This is a genomic window from Nostoc sp. LEGE 12447 (assembly GCF_015206985.1).
In the GTDB taxonomy this organism is placed as follows: domain Bacteria; phylum Cyanobacteriota; class Cyanobacteriia; order Cyanobacteriales; family Nostocaceae; genus Nostoc.
In genome coordinates this window covers 69,054-88,121 of sequence record NZ_JADEXT010000026.1, presented here as the reverse complement: position 1 = coordinate 88,121, position 19,068 = coordinate 69,054, and the positions used below count along the sequence as shown (strand labels likewise).

At 41.9% G+C, this 19,068-nt stretch carries 15 protein-coding genes and 1 pseudogene; 7 read left to right on the top strand and 9 right to left on the bottom strand.

Annotation, left to right across the window (positions count from 1 at the left end; all coding sequences use genetic code 11):
- Positions 1 to 29: 29 nt before the first annotated feature.
- The 5 genes from IQ274_RS23485 to IQ274_RS23460 all read right to left on the bottom strand — a co-directional run bounded on the left by IQ274_RS23485 (position 30) and on the right by IQ274_RS23460 (position 8,871).
- Positions 30 to 935, bottom strand: coding sequence for an alpha/beta hydrolase (locus IQ274_RS23485; protein WP_194143584.1), 906 nt, complete (start codon positions 933 to 935; stop codon positions 30 to 32).
- Positions 936 to 982: 47 nt separating this feature from the next.
- Positions 983 to 1,519, bottom strand: coding sequence for a DsbA family protein (locus IQ274_RS23480; protein WP_194143583.1), 537 nt, complete (start codon positions 1,517 to 1,519; stop codon positions 983 to 985).
- A gap of 210 nt (positions 1,520 to 1,729) precedes the next feature.
- Complete coding sequence (locus tag IQ274_RS23475) at positions 1,730 to 2,359, bottom strand: response regulator (protein ID WP_194143582.1); 630 nt, start codon at positions 2,357 to 2,359, stop codon at positions 1,730 to 1,732.
- The gene (locus IQ274_RS23470; protein ID WP_228058319.1) at positions 2,356 to 8,592 is read right to left on the bottom strand and encodes an AAA family ATPase; all 6,237 of its coding nucleotides are present in this window, start codon (positions 8,590 to 8,592) and stop codon (positions 2,356 to 2,358) included. Before IQ274_RS23470 ends, IQ274_RS23475 begins: the two co-directional genes overlap by 4 nt.
- A gap of 114 nt (positions 8,593 to 8,706) precedes the next feature.
- Positions 8,707 to 8,871 (bottom strand): hypothetical protein, encoded by a 165-nt coding sequence (locus IQ274_RS23460; RefSeq protein ID WP_194143581.1) that lies wholly within the window; start codon positions 8,869 to 8,871, stop codon positions 8,707 to 8,709.
- A gap of 213 nt (positions 8,872 to 9,084) precedes the next feature.
- Between IQ274_RS23460 and IQ274_RS23455 the strand changes: the two genes are divergently transcribed.
- Positions 9,085 to 10,242, top strand: a complete 1,158-nt coding sequence (locus IQ274_RS23455) for a transposase (RefSeq protein WP_194143580.1) — start codon at positions 9,085 to 9,087, stop codon at positions 10,240 to 10,242.
- Between the two features lie 113 nt (positions 10,243 to 10,355).
- Here IQ274_RS23455 and IQ274_RS23450 read toward each other — a convergent pair.
- Positions 10,356 to 10,808 (bottom strand): annotated as a pseudogene (locus IQ274_RS23450) (transposase); the annotation flags it as partial.
- Positions 10,809 to 11,148: 340 nt separating this feature from the next.
- On the opposite strand from IQ274_RS23450, the gene IQ274_RS23445 reads away from it, so the two are divergent.
- The 3 genes from IQ274_RS23445 (at position 11,149) to IQ274_RS23435 (ending at position 12,996) form a co-directional block, all read left to right on the top strand.
- Positions 11,149 to 12,180 (top strand): transposase, encoded by a 1,032-nt coding sequence (locus tag IQ274_RS23445; protein WP_322745299.1) that lies wholly within the window; start codon positions 11,149 to 11,151, stop codon positions 12,178 to 12,180.
- A complete protein-coding gene (locus IQ274_RS23440) occupies positions 12,177 to 12,470 on the top strand; it encodes a M48 family metallopeptidase (RefSeq protein WP_322745298.1) in 294 nt (97 codons plus the stop codon). Before IQ274_RS23445 ends, IQ274_RS23440 begins: the two co-directional genes overlap by 4 nt.
- A 241-nt stretch (positions 12,471 to 12,711) precedes the next feature.
- The gene (locus IQ274_RS23435; protein ID WP_194143608.1) at positions 12,712 to 12,996 is read left to right on the top strand and encodes a hypothetical protein; all 285 of its coding nucleotides are present in this window, start codon (positions 12,712 to 12,714) and stop codon (positions 12,994 to 12,996) included.
- Positions 12,997 to 13,042: 46 nt separating this feature from the next.
- Here IQ274_RS23435 and dinB read toward each other — a convergent pair whose 3' ends face one another.
- On the bottom strand, positions 13,043 to 14,152 hold the full coding sequence (dinB, locus tag IQ274_RS23430) for a DNA polymerase IV (RefSeq protein WP_228058318.1): 1,110 nt from the start codon (positions 14,150 to 14,152) through the stop codon (positions 13,043 to 13,045).
- 190 nt (positions 14,153 to 14,342) lie between these two features.
- On the opposite strand from dinB, the gene IQ274_RS23425 reads away from it, so the two are divergent.
- From IQ274_RS23425 to IQ274_RS23415, 3 genes are all read left to right on the top strand, one after another.
- Complete coding sequence (locus IQ274_RS23425; protein ID WP_194143603.1) at positions 14,343 to 15,275, top strand: GIY-YIG nuclease family protein; 933 nt, start codon at positions 14,343 to 14,345, stop codon at positions 15,273 to 15,275.
- A 163-nt stretch (positions 15,276 to 15,438) separates the two neighbouring features.
- Entirely contained in the window at positions 15,439 to 15,849 is a 411-nt protein-coding gene (locus tag IQ274_RS23420; protein ID WP_194143578.1) for a hypothetical protein, read from the top strand.
- An 18-nt stretch (positions 15,850 to 15,867) separates the two neighbouring features.
- The gene (locus tag IQ274_RS23415) at positions 15,868 to 16,008 is read left to right on the top strand and encodes a hypothetical protein (RefSeq protein ID WP_194143577.1); all 141 of its coding nucleotides are present in this window, start codon (positions 15,868 to 15,870) and stop codon (positions 16,006 to 16,008) included.
- Between the two features lie 1,168 nt (positions 16,009 to 17,176).
- On the opposite strand, the gene gvpC is transcribed toward IQ274_RS23415, so the two are convergent.
- Both gvpC and gvpA read right to left on the bottom strand, forming a co-directional pair.
- Positions 17,177 to 17,584 carry a gas vesicle protein GvpC gene (gene gvpC / locus IQ274_RS23410; protein WP_322745296.1) on the bottom strand — a complete coding sequence of 136 codons (408 nt, stop codon included), beginning with the start codon at positions 17,582 to 17,584 and terminating at the stop codon, positions 17,177 to 17,179.
- Positions 17,585 to 18,121: 537 nt separating this feature from the next.
- The gene (gvpA, locus tag IQ274_RS23405; protein ID WP_015080752.1) at positions 18,122 to 18,337 is read right to left on the bottom strand and encodes a gas vesicle structural protein GvpA; all 216 of its coding nucleotides are present in this window, start codon (positions 18,335 to 18,337) and stop codon (positions 18,122 to 18,124) included.
- Between the last annotated feature and the right edge of the window lie 731 nt (positions 18,338 to 19,068).

Sequence of the window (19,068 nt, the reverse complement as noted above, 5' to 3'; positions counted from 1 at the left end):
CCATCGCCTGCTTTGTAGGTCGAGTTCTGTCATCCCTGCTTCAAATACTTCTCGAACCAGTTCAACGCAGTTGTACTGGCAATCTCAAAGCCTTCACCTTGAAAACCGTCAAAGTGTCCGCCCTTCAAGATTGTCAGAGACTTAGGCTCAATCGCCCGCGCATGGACATCGGCGGTTATGTCGGCAGGTGAAAGAAAGTCCTTCTCACCCGTAATCAGGCATAACGGGGTAGGAAAAATTGCTTCGAGGTGAGGAGCTGGTTCGTAATAGAGGCAGTGTTCAATCGATTCAAAGGAGATTCGATTCTCCCATCTTCCTTCGCTCGCGCTTTTGTTCGATTCAACCCAATTGAATGCGTCGGGTGTCGCAAGGAAGCTGGGTTCACCAGGCGGAGCAACCAAAGGGAGGTAACTCACCTCTTTGGTTTGATACCGTTTTATCCGGTCAAGTGAAATTATCTTCGTGAGTTCCTCGAGTTGAAGTGGAGAGGCCACACGGCGGGAGATGAGAAACGCATTCACCGCAGGCATTTGTGCCACGATCGCTTTCACGCGCGGATCGAATGCAGCCAGATGCAGCGCGTGACCGCCGCTATAAGAAAAGCCCCACAGACCTATGCGCTCAGGATCAACTTCGCTTTGTAATTGAGTCCAGGTGATAGCATTACGAAAGTCTTCATGCTGCTCGGTAGGAAGCATTTGTCCGCGAGGTTCTCCCTCACTAGCACCAAGGTAGCGATAATCGAATAGAGAAACGACAAACCCAGCTTGAGCGAATTTCTCGGCAAACTGCGGCAATCCCATTTCTTTGGTCAAGCCAATTCCATGAGCCATAACAATGGCCGGAAAGCGATTGCCGGATGCGACTTGATCTGGAGTGTAAAAGGTGACGGAACACTTTAGACCTTTACTTTCAAAACTGGTTCTTCTTTGCATAGCTGCTTACCCTCTGTTTTTTAGTTTGGGTTTAAAGACCAAGAACATTAATGCCTTGCAGTCACAATAGCTGCCATCAACTGCTCAATGTTCCAGCGATCGCTATATCGAATTCCATTAATAAACAAAGCTGGGGCAGCCGTTACTCCACTGTGTAATCCACTTTCTATATCTTGATTAATGTGCGCTATGTGTACTTGGCTGGATATATCTTGCAGAAATTGGGGAATATCGAGTCCTAGATTATTGGCATACTCCACAAGATAATCGTTTCCTAACTCTTGTTGATGGGTAAACAAAATGTCGTGCATCTGCCAAAACTGGCCTTGGGTGGCTGCCGCTTGGGCTGCTTCAGCTGCACGTTGAGCATAAGGATGTATTTGCGGCTGTGGAAAGTGGCGAAATACAAAACACAAGTCATTGACCTGTTGCTGAATTGCCTTAATTAATTGGTGAGTTTCGCCACAAGTGGGACACTGGTAGTCACCATATTCAACGAGTACTACTGAAGTAGTCACCAATCCCTGAATATGATCTTGTTCTAAAATCGGCACAAGTAACCGATTATAATCACCAAGACTCATGAAAGCACCTCTAAGGAAAGGAGTGCAGCAGGTAAAGACAGATGATTACTATGAAACCTTTTTCAAAATTGGATAGATTGATTTGGCTCTGTTATCTGTTGCATAAACTCAATTTAGAGGGTTCACTCTATTTTGTCTCTGAGAAAAACTTCAGTTGATAAGCTGACAATTTAGACAGCTAATAAACTGACAAATTTGACAGGTATGACGCTACAAGTTAACAATGCCACGCCTTAACGCAACGATCACAGCCTGAGTGCGATCCTCCACACCCAGCTTACTTAAAATATGATTGACATGAAAATTGACCGTGCGTTCAGTAATGTGTAAAGCTTTGCTAATGACTTGGGTACTCTTGCCCGTTGTAATGAGTTGAAGCACCTCTAACTCGCGATCGCTCAATTCTGGACTCGCCATACGCTCTAAAAGTTTGGCACCGACGCGGGGTGGAATGTGCTTCTGTCCTTTGTGAACGGCGCGAATCGCGGACAGCAATTCTTCTGGCTCGGCATCCTTGAGTAAATACCCTTTAGCCCCTGCCCGCAATCCCTGATAAATGTCTTCGTCGCCCTCGTAAGTTGTCAATACGATAATCCGAGCAACAGTAAACTCGGTGCAGATGGCAGTAATCGCAGCGACTCCATCCATCTGGGGCATTCGCAAGTCCATTAAAGTTATATCTGGCTGTTCTTGACGAAAGACAGCGAGTGCTTCCTGACCATTCCCAGCTTGTCCAACAACAAGGATATCTGGTGCTTCTTCCAGCATTGCAACCAAACCCTGACGTACAACGGGATGATCGTCTACAACCAGAACACGAATGGTATTAGGTTGACTCATGATGGTTTTTCCTGATTCACAGACACTGCGATTTCTGTTCCTTGTCCGGGGGCACTGTGGATCTGGATCTGTGCCCCAATGAGTTCGGCACGTTCTGCCATCCCTAATAAACCAAAGCCATTGTGGCTAGAAGAACGATCAATTGCAAAACCCTGTCCATCGTCTTTGATTCGTAATATGCACTGCGTGGACTGATAGATTAGTTCAACACGAATTTCAGTCGCTTGTGCATACTTGAGTGCATTCGTCAAAGCTTCCTGTCCAATTCTAAGTAGATTATTCTCCACCTCAGAGCGTAGCGGATAGGGAATGCCGATGGCTTCACACATAATTTTTATACCAGTGGATGATTCTAGCTGACTTGTCAGATGTTTGAAAGCGCTGAGTAAATCACTATTTTCTAACAAGTAGGGACGGCGTAGTGCCTCTACAGAGCGGCGTGCTTCCGAGAGTCCAGTTTGGGCTAAGTTCTGGACTTGAGCTAGGTGAGCCTGAGCTTTTTGAGGGTCTACTGTTATCTTGTTCGCAGCAGTTCTGGCGTGAATGATAACACCCGTGAATGACTGGGCTAGTGTATCGTGAATTTCTCGCGCCATGCGATTGCGTTCTTCTAGAATAGAGGCTTCTTCGGCGCGTTTGCGATCGCTAATGTCTGTTATTAAACTGTAGAATCCTCTCACTTGAGCATTGTAATCAAAATCGGGGATCAAGGTAGCACTGATGGATTTTTTACCAAGCGGAAAGGGAATTTCAGCTTCCAGGGTTACTGTTTGCCCTTCAAACACTTGATTAACATACGGCTCAACCCTTTGATAAACCGCCTCACCCAGGAGTTCACAAACAGACTTGCCCAGAATCTCATTTCGATTACAGCTAAACCAGACCTCGTATGTACGGTTGATAAATTGATAGCGTCGATTGGCATCCACATAGCTAACAAGAGCCGGTAGAGCGTCGGTAATCAGTCGTAATTCCTGTTCTCGATGGCGTAGTTCTGCTTCGCTTTTCTGTAAAGCTGCCGTTCGTTGGGCTACCTGTTGCTCTAAGGTGCGGTTGTAGTTCGCTAAGAGGTGTTCTGCTTGTTTCCGCTCTGTAATGTCTTGAAAGGCTGCGATTGCAAATGCTACATTACCCTGTTCATCAAAGATAGGAGTTCCCCAAACCTCAACTGGAACTATTGCACTGTTTTGGTGAATTTCCAGATCGTTAACTGTGGTGCATTCGCCGCTCAATGCACGAATAACTGGTAGTTTCTCAGTTGGATAGTTTTGATCTGTTCCCGCCAGATAAAATTGATAAACCTCTGGGATTTGCTCCGGTGCCACAGAAGGATCAATCCCTTTACCCATTAGCTGAATTCCCCGTTGATTGACGTAGTAAATGCGACCAGCCGCATCCAATACTCCAATTCCTACCGGGACAGCTTCTAGAAATTGTTTCATTCTACTTTCGCCTTCGCGTAGCTTTGAGTAGAGTCTGGCATTTTCAATGGCGATCGCTGCTTGGGTTGATAAAAGATTCAAGACCTGCGATCTTTCTGGTGTAAATGCTCCAGCCGCTAATTTGTTTTCTAGATATAACACGCCTACTAGCTTACCTTGATTCAGCAGAGGCAAACATAAGATTGATGGAATTTGATTGTATTGGATATATGACTCATTAATAAAATTACCTTCACGAGTGGCATCATTTAAAATGACACATTCATGAGTACGAATAACATAATTAATAATTGATTCAGGTAGATGATTTACAGTTGGGATAGATTGCAGTACTTGTGTAGCATAGATATTTTCACCCTCCATGAGTTCCCCAGAAGCTTCAATCACCCATTTTCCTGAGTTTTCTAAAATTAGAAAACCTGTTTGTGCGCCAGCATTTTCGATTAATATCTTCATCAAGGAACTGAGTAACTTATCCAGTTCAATTTCACTCGAAATCGCTTGTGATGCTTTCATCACCGCCGCTAAGTCGAAAGAAATGGGTGAGTTATTAGAGATGGTGACAGAAGTTTTAGGGGTTGGCGAAGCCGCATCCGACGATTGAGGAAATAGCTGTGGATAGCGAGTTTCTAAATCTCTTACTTTCGCAGTTGCTCCCCACCGTTCATAGCAGTAGTAAGCTTCTTTCATGTAGGTTTTGGCAAACTTTTCTCTACCACGAAATAGGTAAAATTTTGCAGCTAATTCATAAGCTAATGCTTCTTCTTGAAGATACTCGTTGTCTCTAGCCCCAAGAATTGCTTGTTCGTAAAACTCTTCTGCTTCAAACCACTGACCCAAAACTCGCGCTTTCTCTGCCTCGACTAAATGATATTTATGCAAATAATTCATTGGCGCATAATACGCCCATTGTTTCATTTTCTCCTGGTTAACAGCGACTTTTTTGATGATTTCTGATTGCGTTTGAGCGCTGCTTTCGGGGTATATGGCGAGTCTTGCCAGAGCATCATATAGGTAGTAAAAAGGGCCAAGAGGTGAGCCTGTTACTCGGATTAAATAAAGTTCTGCTATAGTTGAGTTTTCAACTGCCTGAACATACTTGGAAAATAGGTAGCACAGGAAAAGTTTATTGAAATAGACATTAAAGATTGCAGTTCCATCATTTGCTATTTTATGTTGTGGCAATCCATTCTCTTCATTGTAGAATTTACCAACTAGACGGGTTGGATTGGTCGAGCATCCCATCAAATTTGCGATCGCCTGCTGAAATATTTGATTCCAGATTAGTGCTGTTTCCTGTTTGATTTGACGAATTGCTTCATTGTATTTCGTCATCTCGCGTTCAACCACCACGAGTTCGCTTCCGACAGCATAGGAGTTAAAGCAATAAGAATGAGCGCCATAGGCGGCAAACTCTAAATCTCCGGTTTCTAGCCCACTTTGATAGGCTTCCAGTAATGGCTGTGATGTGTCTCTCACATGATCTTTCCAATGAATGATGAAGGTATTCACGACGATCAATGTTCTAGCTCTGAGAGAATGGGGCTTAGGTTGTGACAACTGCCTTAAAGCTAACTGTCCAAACTTGTAGCCAGTCTCGATGTCTCCAACCTGCCTACACAGAATTAATCCAAAGTTGGCATAAACAAAAGGAGACGCAAACGCATTGCCATATTCGATTGACAAGCTGACTTGTTTAGATATCAGTAGCGGCATCAAAATAGGAGCAGCACTATAAGCAGCAGTCGTGATGCTAGATAGGATTCGCATTGCTGCTAACTTATCCGGCTCGTGCATTTGGGGCAAAAGAATCAAGTCCTCGTAGACGCGCAGAGGTGAGTCAGCGCTGCCGGAGGGTTTCCCTCCGCAGGCGACTGCAAACCCGTTCCCCGAAGGGGTTGCCGCAGGGTAGGGCTTATCGTTAGACATCGATTTCTCACTAAGAAGGCATAAGATTGCGTCTAGTTCAAACTGAATATCTGACTGGCTTGGCTGTTCGGGAAAACTAATTTCGATCTGTTGCAACACTTGCAATCCAATATTGATTGCTTCTAATAGCTGATTTTGTGCGATGTAACTTTGAATTTTGACTTCGCACGCTTTCACGCTATCAAGGATCGTTTTAGCCTGTTGCAGAACGATCGCTGCCCAGTACTCCACCTGCTCAAAATTGCCACACAAGTACGCTATTTCTGTTGTTTCTGCGTATAACTCTAAGGTCAGGTCATAATCTGTTTGCCAGCTAGATGCTGCCAGCCATTCTCTTGCTGTAGTTAAATATTTTTTTGACACGCCATAAGCGATCGCCCCTTTTGCTTTCTGACCTGCGATTAAATTTAATCTGGCAATTTTGTTTCGTTCTTGTTGATCTGTGACCAGTTCAATTCCATGATTGAGATGATCCACAATTTCAAACAGCCGCTCTGAGAGTTGCTCTGGTAAGCTTTTTTCAAGTAAATTGTGACCAATTTCGAGATGAACCACCTGTTTGTGCGACTCATCGATTAAGGCATAAGCTGCTTGCTGTACGCGATCATGCAAAAACTTATATTCTTGAACTAACAAGTTTTCATCTAATTCAGACAGGGGTTGAATTAATCCAGCTTGGATAGCTACGAGTAAATCTAGAGAAACTGCTTTAGAGGATTCCTTACAAACGATTCCTAACGTATCTAAATTAAATTCAGCACCAATACAAGCCGCTAACCGGAGAATTTGCTGTGTGTTCTCTGGCAGTTTCTTTAACTTGTGAAGCATCAACTCCACAACATTATCAGTGATATTTTGAGCTTGAATCTGAGCAATGTTCCACTGCCACCCCCCTTTTCTTCCCCCCTTAGTAAGGGGAGCCAGTGCGTTGGGGAGGCAGTGCGGTCTTGGGGTCTCCCCAAGTGGAGCAACTGCCGTCGGCTCTGCCGACTTGTTCGCTCTTAGCGTTACCGTAGGGTAGCATCTGGCGTGGGATTGAGGGGGGTCAAAGGTCAACAGATTTTCGCTATACAGCGTCCTCAAAAATTCGTTGACAAAGAAAGGATTGCCCTCGGTTTTACACAACACTAACTCTGCTAAGGAACGAACGCTGTCTACATTCCGATGCAGCGTCTGGGCAATTAACTGACTCAACGGCTCCAGCGTTAATGGTGCTAAGATAATCTCCTGAAGGACTGCTCCTTGTTTTCGTAGCCTCTCCAAGGTTAATACCAGTGGATGCGTTAGATTTACCTCATTATCTCGATAAGCTCCAATCAAAAATAAGGATTGGGTTTGCTCATCAAGCAGCATCACCTCAATTAACTTCAGCGTTGCTGAATCTATCCACTGCAAATCATCTAAAAAAATCACAAGTGGATGTGACTTTGAACAAAACACCCGCACAAACTTCTGAAAAATTAGATTAAAGCGATTTTGAGCTTCCGTTGCTCCAACTTCCGGTACGGATGGCTGCTTACCAATAATTAACTCAACTTCTGGGATCACATCAATGATGATTTGTCCGTTGCTTCCCAAAGCCTTTAGAAGGTGCGATCGCCACTGTTGCACTTGGTCGTCTGGTTCACTAAGTAATTGCTGCACCAATTTTTGCAGAGCATCTGCGATCGCGCTGTAGGGAATATTGCGCTGAAATTGCTCGAATTTACCAGAGATAAAATAGCCATGCTTCTGGGTGATTGGTTTATAAATTTCCTGCACTAACGCAGATTTGCCAATGCCAGCGTAGCCAGATACCAACATCATTTCAACTTGGAATTTTGGTTTGCCCGTTTGTTGGGTTTGTGAAGTCGTTTCTGAATTGTTTGGTAAAGCAGCAACGGGATTTGACTCTGAACACGCTACACGAGCAAACGCCGCCAGTAACATTGCAACTTCCTTATCCCGTCCATACAATTTTTGGGGAATTTGAAACTGAGCCGAAACGTCTTGAAGCGCCAGTTGAATGCTATTAATTTGACCGATTTCTTCTAATTGTTCAGCACAGATTTCTAAATCCGCTTTAATTCCCCAGGCACTCTGATAGCGTTCTTCTGCATTTTTCGCCATCAGTTTGATAATGATATCTGAAACTGGCTTAGGAATTGTTGTATTTATTTCATGAGGCGGAACAGTCTGTTTGGCAATATGACAATGGACTAGTTCCAACATATCCGTTGTGGGAAACGGCAGATGTCCGGTTAGCAGTTCGTAGAACGTTACACCGAGCGAGTAAAAATCGGTGCGGTAATCGAGTAAACGGTTCATGCGTCCTGTTTGCTCTGGAGATAAGTAGGCAAGTGTCCCTTCTAACACATGAGGACTTTTGAAAGTTGGATTCGTGCGATTAAATTCAGTAGCAATTCCAAAGTCAATAATTTTGACAACGCCAGTATCCAGATTTAGGACTATGTTTCCAGGGTTGATATCTTTATGAATGACATTGGCTGCATGGATTCTGCCTAAAATGTCGCAAATAGCGATCGCAAGACTTAAAAATTGCGATAAAGGCATGGGGCAGAATATATCTGGGCGCTTGTGCATCCATTGCTCTAGGGACTCTCCCCCAAAATCTTCTAAGAGAATGACGACAGTGCGTTGATAGTCCTGCTGGCTGTATGCTTTGATAACTCCTTCTAATTTTAGGGAGCGGGTAATTTTATATTCCTGTCTGTAGCGAGTCAGTTCTTGGGGAGAAGGATAATCAAACTTTAGCATTTTTACGACGATCGCGACTCCATCGTCTCTGATGCCCCGATAAACCAGAGAATTAGAACTTTCGTATATCTTGCTTTGGATAGCAATACTAGGTAGAGCAATCATAGAGCAACTCTTGAGAGTTTGATCTGGAATACCTCAAACTATACAGTAATTCTCATTCCAAAAATAATTACTTACTGTTTGGTAATGGAGAATAAATTTGATGAAATAAAAGATTTAAACTCTGATTTCAGCCTCCAAAACACTCAACAATTTTTCTTCCAGAGCAGTCAAATAAGCGCGATTCAGCTTCCCCAGCATCTCCAAAAACCTCTGCACCGACTCCTCCAACGCACTCGAATACGCCTGACTAATGCGTAGGCTAGCAAGAACCGCAGGCATCGTTAATCTCCGAACCTGCTCACACTCCTGGGGTAGGTAGTTGAAGGACTTCAGATGCAGCAACCCAATCGTGTGTTCGCCATGTCAAAGTCTCACAGCTTAGTGGTGCAGAAAATTCCTGAATGATTGATATATGGGGAATTTTACGGAGACAAGAGTGACACAGAGGGGGACAGCATGGGATGCTCAAGTTTTCACACAAAAAGCTCCCCCATGCCAGTCCCCCATCTTTATCGTCAACTGCAAACTCAAGTAAGTCAATGGATTCATCCTCAAGACCAAAGACATCTACAAGTGTTTTGTGAGAATGTGGCCGCAATTTTACAAGCTCAGAGCGCCTGTCTGAGCCAGTGGTTGCCCTATCTGAGTCATCGGGGCTGCAAAGCCCGCAGCCACATGGAGCGATTAAACTACTTTGTCCATAATCCCAAAATCAACCCCGAAACCTTTTATTTTCCCCTATTAAAGCAGTTTATTACAGCATGGTCGGGAATGCCGATGACGCTGACACTCGATACCAGTGTGTTATGGGATGAGTATTGTCTAATTGAAATCTGTTTAGTTTGGGGAGGACGCTCGATTCCTTTGGGCCAAACGGTGTTGTCACACGGCAGTGCGACGGTTGGTTTTGAAGACTACTGCCCAACGCTAGAAACCACTTTGCGACTACTACCTCCAGGATGCTCGGTGACATTATTAGCAGACCGAGGGTTTGAACACGGTGCGTTGATTCGGTGGTTACGGGATCATCAATGGTCGTGGGTCATTCGTGCGAAATCTGACCTGAATATTACACGCTCTAATGGTAAAACGGCTGCGGTTGCTGATCTTTTCCCCCCAGAGGGAGAAGCCTATCTTTTTCGAGAAGTCACGGTTTTACAGGATATTAAGTGTCATCTGGCAACTGCCCATTTAGCCCTGGCGAGTCAGCCTTGGGCTGTCCTCTCAGATGTGCCTCCGTCATTACAGACTTTTGAAATCTATGGTCAGCGATTTGGGGGGATAGAACCGCATTTTAAGGATTACAAATCGGCAGCTTTTGAGCTAATCCGTTCTCACTTGCGGGATGCTCAAGCCCTCAATTGTCTATTGATGTTGCTGGCTGCTGCCACCCTGATTGCCATTGCTGTTGCTCTGGTTGTCGTCCGTGAAGGTCGGCGCAAAATGCTCGACTGGCATAGCCAACGGGGATTAAGTTTTTTACAATTAGGACTACGCGAAATTGAACGGTTGTGTTATCAACGCCTCCCAATTCCCCTATTAGCTACCTTACCTCGAAAGAGTCCCCCATCTGCCACTGCTTCACTAAAAAAACGAACGCAGATAGAGCAACAAATTGAGTTCTCCCGTGTCACTGTGTTCTCAACTTGAGACTCCGGAAAGTTTTCTGCACCACTAAGGACTTGGTTACAAAAATATGTCAATAGTTTGAACTGTTGGTTGTAACGTTCAGATGGTGCTAGAGCGGTGAGAAAAGGCAAAGCCCAAACTCTCTGTGCCCAAGGTATTTCTACGAGTAACATGACTGCTAACCATCGTAATCCACTGACTTTGACAAACTGGCTGTGGCTGGAGCGTACTGGGTCTCTATAGATACCTTTGGCTTTGATTTTCTTGCCTTTTCGCCTTTCAATCGTGTCGTCTATTCCCATGATTATTGGCCCTGATGGTACAAAAATGCTGACCAGAATCATTAACAAAATGCGACTGGCTTCTAAGTTTGACCACACTCCACGGCTTAAAACACGATGATAATTCTGAAAATTCTTCTCGTGTGCTATTCCCATAACCTCCAGTATTGAGGAGACTGTACGCTTTCGAGTTGCTAAAATTGCCCCTATCATCAATACTTCTGCTTTTTTCCAGACTCTAGTTGAGAACAGTCTTGAGAACAGTTGTATAATACTGGCTATTCCTGCGGGAAAATTCAGGCTCATGGTTATAGATGCACATTGTCATTGATCCTACTTCCTATTTTCCCATGCTCCTGTTTCTTCCTTTTGCCTGCTCATCTTCTCAAAAATGGATAAAGTCGAGCTTAGAGGATGTCTTATTTCATCGCTGTCAATCTTTACTTCAACAGCAAGATTTAATTCGCGGGTTAACGGGTTTTCATTGGTGGCTTCAGATTGGAGCTTAATCGTAACTAATAGAACTTACGCATTGACAAGAAACACAATAAGTGCATGGAAAGAATGAAGAAAAAAATAAGTGATCGCTAGTTCTTAGAGGAGTGAAAAGCAGATAATTTATTTGTCTGCGTTGAGGGTTCGGACGATTAGAGTAATAACTAAGCCATCCACAGCAAAATGTGACCTGGATACTTATACATTGTTTCTGCTAGCAGAATCAAAATATCCAGGCTGTACACGTCTAGCGGAAATCATGAAAGATTTGTCTCATGATAGTGTGAATAGATTTTTGCTGCGTGAGTGTTATGAACCCAAAGATTTATTTAACGAAGTCAAGTTAAAAATCAACTTGTTAGGGGGAACATTAAGTGGAGACGATACGGTAATTGATAAACCACATAGTGACCCAAAAATAACAGAATTAGTTGGTTACTATTATTCAGGAAGACATCATCGGGCAGTTAAGGGAATTCAACTAATTACCTTGTATTATACCGATTTATCAGGTAAATCTGTACCTGTGAATTATCGCATTTATAACAAACAAGAGGGAAAGACTAAAAATGATTATTTACGAGAAATGATTGCGGAGGTTTTGACTTGGGGGTTAAGCCCAAAAGCAGTGACTACTGACACTTGGTATTCGAGCCAAAAAAATCTGAAGTTCTTTAAAAACAAGGGATTAGAGTTTTTAACTGGAATAGCTAAAAATCGCTCATGTTCAATTGATGGTAAGAATTATACCCAAGTCCAAAATCTAGAAATTCCCGAAGTTGGTTTAATAGTTGATCTAAAAAATTTTGGTCAGGTGAAGGTATTTCGGAGAAGTTTCAAAAACGAAACTTACAGATATTATATTATGTACACACCTGAAAAAAATACTCTAAATTCAATTTCGAGAGCAGAATTTAAGGAGTTACATTCAATACATTGGGGAATCGAGTGTTACCACAGAGCTATTAAGCAAGTTTGTGGCATTGGTCAATTTATGGTGAGAACAACTGAGGCTATCAGAACTCACTTTTTTAGTTCAATCCGAGCTTTTACACAATTAGAATTAATGCGTTCCGAAGAGTTAGTTGAAAATTGGTATGAACTCCAAAGAAATTTATCGCTCAAAGTAGCTCGTGACTTTATTTTAGAACACCTAACGCAAAAACTGGGTTTGATTGCATAGTATCAAATTTTCGTCAATGCGTAAGTTCTAGGTTTGAGCTACGCACCATGCACAAACGCTGGGGAAGCTGTACCAAGGAAGGTAAGATAATACTCAACCCCTTGCTGGTCAGCGCCCCAAAAGATTGCATTGACTATGTAATTATCCACGAACTGTGCCATATTCGTATTCATAATCATTCCCCAAGCTTTTACAAACTCTTAGAAACCATCATTCCAGACTGGCAAACTCGCAAAAATTACCTCAATACTCGCATTGAACTACGTTCCGTGGGGTCAAATAAGCGGTGATTCCGAAAACAGTTGTCAATAACTAGCTATTTTGCCGACCATTGGTCGGCAAATATGTTTCGATATGCAAGTAGACAACATCATAGCTATTGTTAAATCCCTTTCTACGACTGGCTATTCGGCATCGCGCTCCGCTCCCGTCCTCAAAAAGCACTCCGCACCCATAAAACAAACGGCAAAATGTCTCTGATTCGCTGATAAGTTCTTGTATTCTGGGATATCGTTCTTTGTAGAGAGCCGAATGATTCCTATAGATATGAAACGACTCATCAAAAAAAACCCTAACCCAATTCGCAAGAAAACAGAAGTAACCCCAGCACCGACTGAACCCATTGAGATTCCTGAGAACTTAGATATCTCTGAACCGGTGATTGAATCAAATCCACCTGTGTACATTGAAGACTACGTTTCCGAATCCGAATACATTTCTGAACACTATCGCCCCCTACGCTCTGTGGGTAACTCCGGGTGGCAACCGTCTGATGTGTGGCGCGAGTTAAGAGTTGATGATTTTTGTCGTGGGTGAGTCAGTATTTAAACAGCGCGATGCCTGCGGTTCTTGCTAGCCTACACTAAAATATAATGCCTGCATTCTGAAATAGTGGCAATTGAATCACTTGGGTTTGTTTGACGTTATCAAGGTTAGACAAGGAAATGCCCAGCAACCTAATACTGCGGTTTTCCAAATCAATCGACTCAAACAGCGCTTTGGCTATCTCAAAAATTGTAGAGAGTTCACCGATGGGAGCAAGCATTGTTTTACTGCGGGTTATCTGATGATAGTCAGAAAACTTGACTTTCAGGGTTAATGTGCGGCCTCGTGTTTCGTGCTGCTCTAACCGTTGCTCCACTATCTGGGCAATCTGTTCAAGTTCCTGCAACATCTGACCGACATCGCTTAAGTCTTGTGCAAATGAAGTTTCTGCACCAATGGACTTGCGAACCCGATTCGCCTCAACTGGGCGGTCATCTTCTGCTCTGGCAATCTTGTAGTAATAATGACCAGCTTTACCAAAGTGGTGTGTTAACTCAGTCAGCGATCGCCTCTTTAAATCTGCGCCAGTATGAATGCCGAGCGAGTGCATTTTCGCTGCTGTAACCTCTCCAATGCCGTGGAACTTCTCAATTGGCAGTTGTTCTACAAAGGCGATCGCATCCTCCGGTAAAATCACGGTTAGTCCGTTGGGCTTGTTCTGCCCTGATGCCATTTTTGCAAGAAACTTGTTAATCGACACGCCTGCGGTTGCTGTCAACTGGGTTTCTTGGAAAATCGCAGTTTTGATGTGTCTTGCGATAGTAGAGGCGTAGGGGATGTTTTGCTTGTTCTCAGTAACGTCCAAATATGCTTCATCTAGCGCAACCCCTTCCACTAAATCACTGTAGCGTTTGAAGATAGCGTGGATTGCAGCAGAAATCTCTCGGTAAACGTCGAATCTTGGTCTGACAAATATCAGTCCGGGGCATTTTGCAATTGCTGTTACCGAGGGCATTGCTGAGTAAATGCCAAACTTACGAGCTTCATAACTGGCGGCTGCAACTACGCCTCGTTGATTGGGACTGCCACCGACGACTAACGGTTTACCTCGGTAGCTAGGGTTATCCCTCTGTTCTACCGATGCGTAAAATGCGTCCATATCAACGTGAACTATCTTCCTGGTTCTAGCGACAGATTCTTGTCCCAAGGGTAGCTCCACTACAAACAGTCTCGCTTTTCACACCATTTTCAAGCAAATTAAATCCTAAATTAGAAATCCTATAGTACACTAGCACTAGTTTGAGCCAAATTTTGCAGATATGCAAATTATTTAAAGCTTGCTTGAACTTTCTACTATCAACCCCGATTGGTTTTTCTGTTAATGAGTAAGCGTGACAATGTGGCTCAAATTTGGTGTAGCTCCAGATGGACAATTAGTCTGTGTTGAAGATGTTGGTAGTGGTAAAACCGAGCTTAAATGCCCTTATTGTTACGGTAAGCTAACTGCTAAGAAAGGTAAGGTTAAGCAACATCATTTTGCACATTCTTCAGCAACCTGCCTACCTGTAGCTAATCGTGATTTTCCGATTTTACCACTCTACGATAATTTTGATATTTACCTATCGCGTAAAGATTTAGCACAGTTAAAATTGCTGTGGAAAGAATACGGCTCAATCAATTATCCGATCAGCCCTGGTTTAGTTACTCCAGGGCTTCTCAAAGCTGGAATGTTCCAAAAAAACGTGTATTTAACCCCTCCAGCTTATGAATTTACTAGTTTAGGAAAAATCCCTGTTGGAGCGCTAGAATTCAGTTTATTCAACGAAGTGCAAGAACCTCTGTTGCTCAAAAAGCTACTGAAACTAGAGCTAGCAGCCAAACACGCATTATACAAAAATGCACCAGATAAGTCATATCGGCTCACCGACTTGGCACTTTATCGCGCTCAACTTCAACGCATTTTATCTTGTACTCTGTATTTTTTAGAGATACAAACGAATATTGGTATTTTGCACAAGATAGGAGTTACCGCCAGATCCATCCAACAGCGATTGACAGAAATAGAAACGGATTTACTTCTCCCTTATGAAACTGTTGCTATTCAAATACTTGGAACTTGGTCACACAGGGGTAATGTAGAACTATATTTTAAACACCGCTATCATAATTACAATTATTGCATTGGTAGTTTAACTGAGTACTTCAAATTTAGTGCTACCGATGCTAACACTGCTCTACATGAGCTACAACAAATGAAAGATAAAGTATTTTCTCCAGTCGAGATAGAAATTCTTAAGGACAACATAAGCTTATCTCAAGTTGCTATCTAGCTTATTTGAACAGTTATCAATGGTCTATTTATCCTGTCATTTAAGTCCCCAACCATTTAGTAGAAACCTTTGGTGATAATTCTTTATCCCCCATTAACGCAAAAATAATTGATAATTTTTTAACAGTACTATCTGTTTACCCTATCTCCTCAATATCCACAATATGAATATCGACCGATTGCAAGAACTTAAGCAAAAACTCACTAATGACGCAGACTTGTCCGATATCTGGCTATTTTATATGGATCATTTTGCGGATTGGCCGGAATTTACTGACCTGGGTGAGCCTGCCTATAATGAATATCTAGATGCTGTCCTCCATAAAACTTGTCAGCAGATGTTTGACAGGCCAATAAAGATTAGTGACTGTTTGCTAATCTACATCGCTCCGTACAATTTATTTCATGGAGCTTTTCAAATCGAAGTACGTATTGGGGGTGTGATTTATTTCGAGGATATCAAAATTGGGTTAATTGCAGTGTCGGCAGATTATCCCCCTACCGATGCGGTTAAATATTCACGTAATCCTTCGATGATTCAACTGTCGGCTCCTAATGGCAATGATTACAATTGAGAGAAGCGCAACTTATAGATGTTTCAAGAATTCCGTAGGCTAGCAAGAACCGCAGGCATCGCATTTCTTGACAGGGCAGCCGCAGTTTTTAATTTATGGTTGTTAGAAAGAGGTTTTGTTGGGTTGCAACAAGACAAGACGATTTCTCAAGAGCAGTGACTCTCACAAAAATACTCTACTGAGTTATTCATCTCAGAAGAGTATATAAAGTTACATTATTACCATTCGACTAAGACTTAGTTTATACAATATTAAATATTCACACCTCTGTATAAGTACTGGAAATATTAATTGTAGCGATCGCCAACTTTTCTTTTCCATTAATTCACCTCCACATAGTTAGTGGAGCGACAAATTAAAAAATCGCTATACAATTTCAAGCAATTCACCTTGACTAAAAACGATTGTCTATTGCCATTAATGCTGACCTTTTTTTAATTAAAAGTTAAAAGTTAAAAGTTAAAAGTTAAAAATTAGTGAAAAGAATAATTTTTAATTAATTAATTTTGGGTACAAGCCCCCACTGATAGCGCCGGCAGGAAGCGAGTCTTTTTTGATTTTTAACAAGCCTGATATCCAATCAGTTCTGTACTTCTGCAATCATCTTGTGACCGTTGAATTATCTCTTTTCAAGCGTTTTTCAATGTCTTACTACTCTTTAAACTGCCCGCTTTTTATCTACCACAGCATAATAAGTTTTTCTTTTTGGTTCCCTAAGTTGGCTGTTTGTAGACGTTTTTTAAGTTCTTTTTCGCTTTCTGCGATTTCAATCTTAAAAGGCCGGCTCATGGTTATTTTAATTTATCGAATTTGTTTTCTCTATTATCTACAGCTTAATATTAAATTGGGATAAAATTTTCTCTACTAGAAGTGCCACATTAGAAGATAAAGTTTTCTGCACCACTAAGGTATTATAGATAGAATATCTAAAATTTTACACTAAAACTCATTGTTAAATTTGCCCCCTTTTCTGACCAGTTATTTAACTGTAAGATTAGGAGGTTTTACTATTTAATCTACTTCGTCAACAAATTACCAATTATCTAAAATAAATCTAATTTCTATACAGCAAGCAGGAAAGGAGAATGAACTTTAAGGAGGTAGGAGGACGTTCGCGCAGCTTGTCGTAGACAAGGCAGTTCTTGCTGGAGTTAATCCCCATAAATAAATTTAGGGGCTTTAAACCCCTTTGGCAGAGGGCAAAAATTTTTTTCTTCCTCCTGCCTCCTGCCTTCTGCCTTCTGCCTCCAACGCTGAAGCCCTCTGCCTTTCTTCGGTAATTTAGAGAAAGGGTATTAACTCCCTTGGTCAGAACGTTGACTAACGACTAAATATGCGTGCCAAAAATGCTTGCAAACAAATCCTGACGAAATTGATGCAGATATTGCCTTTGTGCTTTGGCTTGTTCAGTTCTGTTCTTTGCTGTTTCTGCTAAAAACTCGTGGGTTGTTTGCTCAAGTTCTTGGTAGAACTCTTGCAAAAACCTTGCTTGAGCTTGAGCTTGAGCAAACCTTTCTTTAGTTGTTTCGGTGAGAAACTCGTGGGTTGTTTGCTCCAGGTTTTCGTGGAACTGATGCAGATATTGGGCTTGCTTTTTGGCAAGCTCTTCTCTGTTTGCTGTTGTAGCGGACAAGAATTCATGAGTCTCTCTAAATAGTTGAGATACTTCCTCAGCTATCGACTTATGCTCTTGCCGGATTTTTTCCATTAAAGCCGTCATGAGATTCTCCGCAATATTATGAAAATAGTGAATAAACTACATCAACTGGACAATTAATATCCAGTTGAAGAAGAATTCAGAAGTCAGAATGGGCTAAACGCCCCGCTATCGCTAACAGGAGTCAGAATCAATCAGTCGGGGATTCAGACCGCGCAGGAATTGAAGACCACCAAATTTTCAATTTGGTGGGGGTGCAAAAACGCCGATTATTCATCCGCTTTTTCGGTCAGAAAACATTGCTGAATTCTGACTCCTGACTCCTGAATTCTGTTCGATAATGTAGCTCATACAATATCTACTTCTGACATTTTATCCTTTGATAAATCTTGATTGAAAAGTATCAAGATAATCGACGAAAAACAGAAGAACAATCAGAATTACTTCTACCAAGTCTCTATGAAGATATACTGGAATGCAAGTCCCTTAAAAGGAATGGCAAATAACGCAAAGAACAACACAGGAAAAGGGGAGATCGAAATATCTTGACGCAGATGACTTTACGAAGAAATGGTATTAGTTTGTAATTCTAATTTGATTGCATCTACTTAATAATTAAGCAGGTACAGCAGCTGACTGTGTTAAGCCTACAGCTTCTGCATATTTCAAGTAGGTCTCAACAGAAGCGATAACGATCCGAGCTTCGATTGCAAGTAATTCAATACCAACTAGGGAAACACGTACCCAAGCATCTATAACGATACCTTTATCCAAGATCCGATCAATAACTTCTGCCAAACTTGAAGAAGAATTGGTTTTTTCAACTGCCATGATTTTAGACCTTAACTCATTGTTGATTGTTAGTATTAGCTAGGCATTTGCCTTTGCTCTCTACTGAATCAAATTAAACATACGTTTTCAAGAATGTAAAGGGTTTACTTGTATAAAAAATCTCAAAAAGATAGCTAGCAAAAGCAGTTGATAGCTTTAATGTTAAAGTTATGTTGATTTTATACAGGACTCAAATTAAAATGTAAGCTTTAGCTTTAAAGGGTCTTTTTTTGGAATATTTAATGTAAGTTTTCTGATTTTTGTGAGACTTTTAAATAGTTTAAAAAAATATGTTTTTTTGATATTTCACTAGTGCTTTCATACGTTTTATTAAGTAAATACACTGCTATGTTTATCTATATGTTTCAAATTACGTGATATTACAGTTACTCAAACCTTTGGTAATTAATGAATGGCACTAAGTAAAGCTGTAATCTTTGCAGGATAAGCACTACAGCTTTTAAAGCAATGAACCGTGTAGGGATGAGGGAAATGATTGTCCTTGGTGGAATGACACTAAGTAAAGAGAAAATCGTTGAGGCAGCAGGAGGGCTCCAGGAGCAAAGGAGCAGGGGAGCAGAGGACAATACTTTTCGGGTTTTGGGGGAAAGGGGAAAGGGAAAAGGTTTGAATTTCCCTTTACCCATTACCCTTTAACCTTTCCCCAGACCAAAAGAGAGATTATTGGGTTTAACCGAAAAGTATTGGAGCAGAGGAGTGTGATTTGAACG

What these genes read in the sequence shown, in the direction of transcription:
- IQ274_RS23485 (WP_194143584.1), bottom strand. Translation starts at nt 935, where the DNA reads ATGCAAAGAAGAACCAGTTTTGAAAGTAAAGGTCTAAAGTGTTCCGTC.
- IQ274_RS23480 (WP_194143583.1), bottom strand. Translation starts at nt 1,519, where the DNA reads ATGAGTCTTGGTGATTATAATCGGTTACTTGTGCCGATTTTAGAACAA.
- IQ274_RS23475 (WP_194143582.1), bottom strand. Translation starts at nt 2,359, where the DNA reads ATGAGTCAACCTAATACCATTCGTGTTCTGGTTGTAGACGATCATCCC.
- IQ274_RS23470 (WP_228058319.1), bottom strand. Translation starts at nt 8,592, where the DNA reads ATGATTGCTCTACCTAGTATTGCTATCCAAAGCAAGATATACGAAAGT.
- IQ274_RS23460 (WP_194143581.1), bottom strand. Translation starts at nt 8,871, where the DNA reads ATGCCTGCGGTTCTTGCTAGCCTACGCATTAGTCAGGCGTATTCGAGT.
- IQ274_RS23455 (WP_194143580.1), top strand. Translation starts at nt 9,085, where the DNA reads ATGCCAGTCCCCCATCTTTATCGTCAACTGCAAACTCAAGTAAGTCAA.
- IQ274_RS23435 (WP_194143608.1), top strand. Translation starts at nt 12,712, where the DNA reads ATGATTCCTATAGATATGAAACGACTCATCAAAAAAAACCCTAACCCA.
- IQ274_RS23425 (WP_194143603.1), top strand. Translation starts at nt 14,343, where the DNA reads ATGTGGCTCAAATTTGGTGTAGCTCCAGATGGACAATTAGTCTGTGTT.
- IQ274_RS23420 (WP_194143578.1), top strand. Translation starts at nt 15,439, where the DNA reads ATGAATATCGACCGATTGCAAGAACTTAAGCAAAAACTCACTAATGAC.
- IQ274_RS23415 (WP_194143577.1), top strand. Translation starts at nt 15,868, where the DNA reads ATGTTTCAAGAATTCCGTAGGCTAGCAAGAACCGCAGGCATCGCATTT.
- gvpA (WP_015080752.1), bottom strand. Translation starts at nt 18,337, where the DNA reads ATGGCAGTTGAAAAAACCAATTCTTCTTCAAGTTTGGCAGAAGTTATT.